We start from the raw sequence: 4,947 nt of genomic DNA on the forward strand, positions 1-4,947 counted from the left end.
GCCTCGTTCAGCGTGGGGATGAAGATGCATACCTCGTCGTGCTCGATGTTCATTGGAGTACTATATCCGATTGAGCCACATAAGGGCTTCGTATGCACGTAGCCAAACCAGGGCTCCGCGCTCTCGGTATCGCCGAGAGTTACTCGGGAAGGGAGCAGTCCACCCTTGCCGGCATCGTCATGCGAAAGGATCTCCGGATCGACGGAGCGGCCTTCGCCCGGGTGACCGTCGGGGGGATGGACGCGACCGATGCGGTCATCGGGATAGTCACCGATCTCGCTCGCCGGGACATCAACCTCATCATGATCAGCGGGAGTGTCATCGCCTGGTATAACATCATCGACCCGGCGGCGGTGCAGGACGCGACCGGGTTGCCCGTCATCGTCACCACCTACGAGGAGTCGGAGGGACTCGCGGAGGATATCCGCCGCCACTTTCCGGGCGACGCCGGGAGGCTCGAGGCGTACCTGCGGCTCGGCGGCCGGACGCCCATCCCCCTCCATACCGGGTATACCCTCTTCATCCGCCCCTACGGCATCTCTCACGGCGACGCCGCAAAGGTCTGCAACGACTTCACGCACGAAGGGCGGGTGCCCGAACCGCTCAGGGTGGCCCGGCTCATCGCCCGCGGGCTCGTCCGGTCGTCCCTGTGCGAGGTCAGCCCCTGACGACCATGACCGTCGACTCCGCGTGGTCGACGACGTAGGAACTGACGCTCCCGAGGAAGAAGCGGTCGAGGCGGCCTCTCCCGTGCGACCCGACCACGGTCAGATCGGCCTCGACCTCCCGGGCCTGCGCGATGATCTCGGCTCCCGGATGCCCGTGGCGCTTATGGGTGGTCACCGGGACACCGGCGGCGGTTCCCTGCCGCCCTGCTTCGGCAAGGATCTCGTCCGCCTCACGCTCGAGCGACTCGAGGACCGCCTGCTGCGCGATATCCGGGGGCTCGAGCTGGTTGAGCATCAGTGCGGGATAGATCCCGGTCTGGACGACGTGCACGGCGTGCACGGCGGCATGCATGACGCGGGCGACGTCAAGAGCCTCTGCGAGTGCACGGTTGCCGATCTCCGATCCGTCGACCGCCACGAGTACCAATCGGAACATACCAGTCTTTAGAAACGTCCCGGTACAAATAGGTGTCTCCGGAGGGCCGTTCGACCTCAAGCCTCCACGGTGTGCTTCGATATCACTTTCCCGGTCCGTCTGTCCTCGATCTCCACGGTGACCATGACGCCCGGAACGAACGTTTTGTCGGCAAGGTCGACCTCAATCTCCTCGCCGGGGTTCCAGTAGAGGGTGCGGCAGCCCGGACCCTTGAGGAGTCTCACCCCGTAGTGGTGCGTCGGTATGAAGAGGTAGCCGTTCAGGGTCGAGACGGTGCGAGTTCTCGTGCCATCCCGATAAAAGACCGCCCTGAGACGATCGTTCTCGTAGACCGTGCTGCCGTTGTTGACGAGGAATACCCTGCTGGCATACGTCATCTGCCCGGTCTCCCCGCTGGTGTGCAGAACCCCGGTGATGATGATCGGGGGCAGCTCCGGCTCCGCCCAGGACCAGGAGGGGATCATCGCGAGCACCATCAGCAGGACAAGAGCCGCGAGGATGATGGTGATGACAACCATCAGGAGTGTGGCGTGCGTGTGCGAGAGGGCGCAGTCGCTTCCGGCGGCGTGCCGGAGAGAGAGGCACGGCGGAACGCGGAAGCCGCCATGCGGCCGGTCCTTGATACGGCAACGGACCTCCTCCTCTCGAGCGTGGCGATTGCACGACCCGCTCTTGGGGAGGATCACCAGACCTTTAAGCCGTTCACGTGCTGTATCTCTGGCCCGTTCCGGGGGATAGCGAGTCTCTGCCTCTCCGGACCGGTTACGTTCGCCGGGCATATGCTAATGAGAAATTTATTATTGGAGATATAAATATTGCCAAAAAATATCCGTTAACAGCGGGAGGGATCTGGAAATATTGTTCAGTGCACTCCGGGATACCGGGGCCAGAGCCGGCATACCAGGGACAGGGGGAACCCGGAACGAGAGAGCCCTGGATCGGTACGGGTGAGGGTTAACCTTCTTCATCCCCACGCCCATTGAGGGTCATGGCTGAAGCGGAAGAAATTCAGCTGCCCGGATACCTGCGCCTCTCCGGGAGCGGCGAACTTAAGGAACGGGCACGCCAGGCGCACGAGGTACTCCGCGACTGCGTCGTCTGCCCCCAGGAGTGCCACGTGAACCGCATCGAAGGCGAACTGGGATTCTGCCGGACCGGCCTCCTCCCGGAGGTCTCAAGTTATAGCCCCCACTTCGGCGAGGAGACTCCACTCGTGGGGAGATACGGGTCGGGGACGATATTCTTCTCCGGCTGCAACATGCGGTGCGAGTTCTGCCAGAACTTCGAGGTCAGCCAGTGCGGGGTCGGCACGGCTGTCTCGTACGAAGACCTCGCCGGAATCATGCTCCACCTGCAGGAGCGCCGGTGCCATAACATTAACTTCGTCTCCCCCTCGCACGTCGTCCCCCAGATCCTCTGCGCAACCGCCCTCGCCGCCCTCCAGGGCCTGAAGATCCCGCTGGTCTACAACAGCAGCGGTTACGACTCCGTAGAGATGCTCCGACTCCTCGACGGCGTCATCGACATCTACATGCCAGACGCGAAGTACGGGCGGAACGACGTGGCATGGGAACTCTCTCATGCCAAAAATTACGTGGAGCGGATGCGGGCGGCGCTCCGCGAGATGCACCGGCAGGTCGGGGACCTCGTCGTCAGGGACGGGATTGCGGTGCGGGGCATGATCATCCGTCACCTGGTGCTCCCGGGAAACCTCGCGACCAGCGAGATCGTGATGAAGTTCATCGCCGACGAGATTTCACGGGACTCTTACGTGAACATCATGGCCCAGTACCACCCGGCGTGGAGGGCGGTCGAAGGAGGGAGGAGCCCGGTGCTTGCAGCACTCCAGCGCCCGATCACCGCGCGGGAGTACGAGTATGCCATCCGGTGCGCAGAGGAGAACGGTCTCTCACGGGGGTTTCCGTGAGGGACGCTCCCCGGGCAATGCACCACCAAAAGGGTATTCCCGCAAGGCCGCCCAGAGGATTGTGTAATGCAGGGACAGTCAGGAATCCGGTATGCGGCGATGAGCGACCTCGGGAGACGGGATCGCAATGAGGATGCGTTCGTTACCGACCGGGTGGCCGGGTATCACATATTTGCCGTCGCGGACGGGCTCGGGGGGCACGCCTCCGGGGACGTGGCAAGCAGGATGGCGGTCGAGATCCTCGCGGAGGTTACAGGCGAGGGGTTCCTGGAGACCGAACCGGCCGCACTGCTTGAACGCGCATTCCAGCGTGCAAACACCGAGATCTGCACCTATAACCGGGAACACCGCCTGAACGCCGGGACAACGCTCTCGGCGGCGATCGTCGGTGAGTCGGGCCGGTGCTGGATCGGTACGGTGGGCGACAGCAGGACGCATATCATTACACCGTCGTCCATCTGGCATACGCGCGATCAGAGTTACGTCCAGGGCCTGGTGGAGTCGGGGATGCTCTCCCCTGCCGAGGCGATGCTCCACCCGAAGAAGAACATCCTCACCCAGGCGCTCGGCCTCGCGCCCCGGTTGCAGGTCGACCTCGACCTCGTTGAACTCGCCGGGGCGGTCCTGGTGATCAGTTCGGACGGGCTCCACGACTCTGTCCCGGCGAGCACCATCCAGGAGATTGTCCTCGCGAACGAACCCGATGCAGCGTGCCGGCAACTGATCGACGCTGCCAGGGCCGCGGCAAGCACCGACAACATCACCGTGATCGTAGTGAGAGACGACCGCCCGTAGTGCGACGGACGGGCATGTCGTGAGGTTAGGAAACCCACGGGTTTCGAGGTACTAATCCCCCTCGGCTCCCGCTTCCCGAAGAGCTGCAAGGATTGCCGCACGGACACCGTCGGCCGCCTCAACTTCCAGAGCCGCGCGAAGCAGGCCGATCGCCTCCTCACCGGCGATCCTCCCGAGGGAAGAGGCAGCACTCCGCCGCACGAACTCATTCTCGTCGCGCTGCATCACCCCGAGGTGCGCAACCGCCCGGCGGTCGCCGAGCAGTCCGAGCCCCTTCGCCGCCATATAGCGGACATGATCCTTTCCGTCGACGAGGGCAGCATCGAGGGGCGCATACGCCTCGCCGTTGCCGATCAGCCCGAGGATCTCCGCCGCACGGTAGCGCACCTTCCAGTCGCGGTCCTGCAGTAAGGCAATACAGGCGGGGACGGCTGGTTCACCAAGGGCTGCGAGCATGGCTGTTGCCTCAGCCCGTACCGCCTTGGCCGGGTTGGAGAGCCGGGAGAGAAGGGTTGAGAGGTGCTGTTCGTCCGTAATCCCTGTCATGGTCGCTCGTATCACACGTTGAGGTGGATCGGTAATAAGCGTTGATCATCCACCCCCGGACGATCCTTCGTTCCCGCCGCAGGGCTGGCGGGCGGCAGAAGACGGGGCAAAGCCCGCCCTTGCGGATGCCGGGATCCGGTATGCCCCCGGATCCGGGTCTCCCTGATCTGCCGTCAGATCAAAAATCCACAGGTATATATTGCCAGGCTTGCGAGAGCAAAGATACCGGTCCCGATGATGAGAGCTCCCAGAATATTGAATACGCGATCGCTCTCAACCCATTTTGCCAGAACGTGCATGACACCGGATACTGCATCCCGGTATATATATTTTACTTATAAAATAAAATTAAGTCCCTCTATATAACAGTTATTAATCCTATCGGCCGGCGTATTACAGTGATTGGGGATTCCCGGAAGACCTCGGGTCGTTCGCGCAGCCCGCCCCGGTATGGAGAACACCTTGCGGAAAGAGGAGAATGGTGCACGCTCCGCTCCTTGCTAGAGAAGTAAAAGGAATGGACGCCCAGGACGGAATTCGAATCCGTGTCGACGGCGTGACAGGCCGTCATGATA

General features: G+C 62.5%; 7 protein-coding genes. 3 read left to right on the forward strand and 4 right to left on the reverse strand.

The genetic code is table 11. The annotated features are described in order from the left end of the window. Window positions 1-92: 92 nt before the first annotated feature. Window positions 93-668: a DUF99 family protein gene (locus tag PLN84_RS12415; protein ID WP_292384687.1), complete on the forward strand. Its 576-nt coding sequence runs from the start codon at window positions 93-95 to the stop codon at window positions 666-668. Here the strand turns inward: PLN84_RS12415 and PLN84_RS12420 are convergent. Further along, window positions 658-1,104, reverse strand: coding sequence for a universal stress protein (locus PLN84_RS12420; protein ID WP_292384688.1), 447 nt, complete (start codon window positions 1,102-1,104; stop codon window positions 658-660). The two genes, PLN84_RS12415 and PLN84_RS12420, sit on opposite strands and share 11 nt — an antisense overlap. 56 nt (window positions 1,105-1,160) lie before the next feature. Further along, on the reverse strand, window positions 1,161-1,883 hold the full coding sequence (locus tag PLN84_RS12425; protein ID WP_300033371.1) for a type IV pilin: 723 nt from the start codon (window positions 1,881-1,883) through the stop codon (window positions 1,161-1,163). Window positions 1,884-2,092: 209 nt separating this feature from the next. Here PLN84_RS12425 and PLN84_RS12430 point away from each other — a divergent pair, with 209 nt between their 5' ends. Both PLN84_RS12430 and PLN84_RS12435 read left to right on the forward strand, forming a co-directional pair. Next, on the forward strand, window positions 2,093-3,031 hold the full coding sequence (locus PLN84_RS12430) for a radical SAM protein (protein WP_292384690.1): 939 nt from the start codon (window positions 2,093-2,095) through the stop codon (window positions 3,029-3,031). Window positions 3,032-3,097: 66 nt separating this feature from the next. After that, window positions 3,098-3,826: a protein phosphatase 2C domain-containing protein gene (locus PLN84_RS12435; protein ID WP_292384691.1), complete on the forward strand. Its 729-nt coding sequence runs from the start codon at window positions 3,098-3,100 to the stop codon at window positions 3,824-3,826. 51 nt (window positions 3,827-3,877) lie between these two features. Here PLN84_RS12435 and PLN84_RS12440 read toward each other — a convergent pair whose 3' ends face one another. Further along, window positions 3,878-4,372: a HEAT repeat domain-containing protein gene (locus PLN84_RS12440; protein WP_292384692.1), complete on the reverse strand. Its 495-nt coding sequence runs from the start codon at window positions 4,370-4,372 to the stop codon at window positions 3,878-3,880. Between the two features lie 173 nt (window positions 4,373-4,545). Next, window positions 4,546-4,671 (reverse strand): hypothetical protein, encoded by a 126-nt coding sequence (locus PLN84_RS12445; RefSeq protein WP_292558609.1) that lies wholly within the window; start codon window positions 4,669-4,671, stop codon window positions 4,546-4,548. Window positions 4,672-4,947: the final 276 nt, after the last annotated feature.

The organism is Methanoculleus sp. (assembly GCF_035363275.1).
In the GTDB taxonomy this organism is placed as follows: Archaea; Halobacteriota; Methanomicrobia; order Methanomicrobiales; family Methanoculleaceae; genus Methanoculleus.

Excerpts from the sequence above, each read along its gene's own strand:
- PLN84_RS12445 (WP_292558609.1), bottom strand. The coding sequence starts at position 4,671 with ATGCACGTTCTGGCAAAATGGGTTGAGAGCGATCGCGTATTCAATATT.
- PLN84_RS12430 (WP_292384690.1), top strand. The coding sequence starts at position 2,093 with ATGGCTGAAGCGGAAGAAATTCAGCTGCCCGGATACCTGCGCCTCTCC.
- PLN84_RS12415 (WP_292384687.1), top strand. The coding sequence starts at position 93 with ATGCACGTAGCCAAACCAGGGCTCCGCGCTCTCGGTATCGCCGAGAGT.
- PLN84_RS12420 (WP_292384688.1), bottom strand. The coding sequence starts at position 1,104 with ATGTTCCGATTGGTACTCGTGGCGGTCGACGGATCGGAGATCGGCAAC.
- PLN84_RS12435 (WP_292384691.1), top strand. The coding sequence starts at position 3,098 with ATGCAGGGACAGTCAGGAATCCGGTATGCGGCGATGAGCGACCTCGGG.
- PLN84_RS12440 (WP_292384692.1), bottom strand. The coding sequence starts at position 4,372 with ATGACAGGGATTACGGACGAACAGCACCTCTCAACCCTTCTCTCCCGG.
- PLN84_RS12425 (WP_300033371.1), bottom strand. The coding sequence starts at position 1,883 with ATGCCCGGCGAACGTAACCGGTCCGGAGAGGCAGAGACTCGCTATCCC.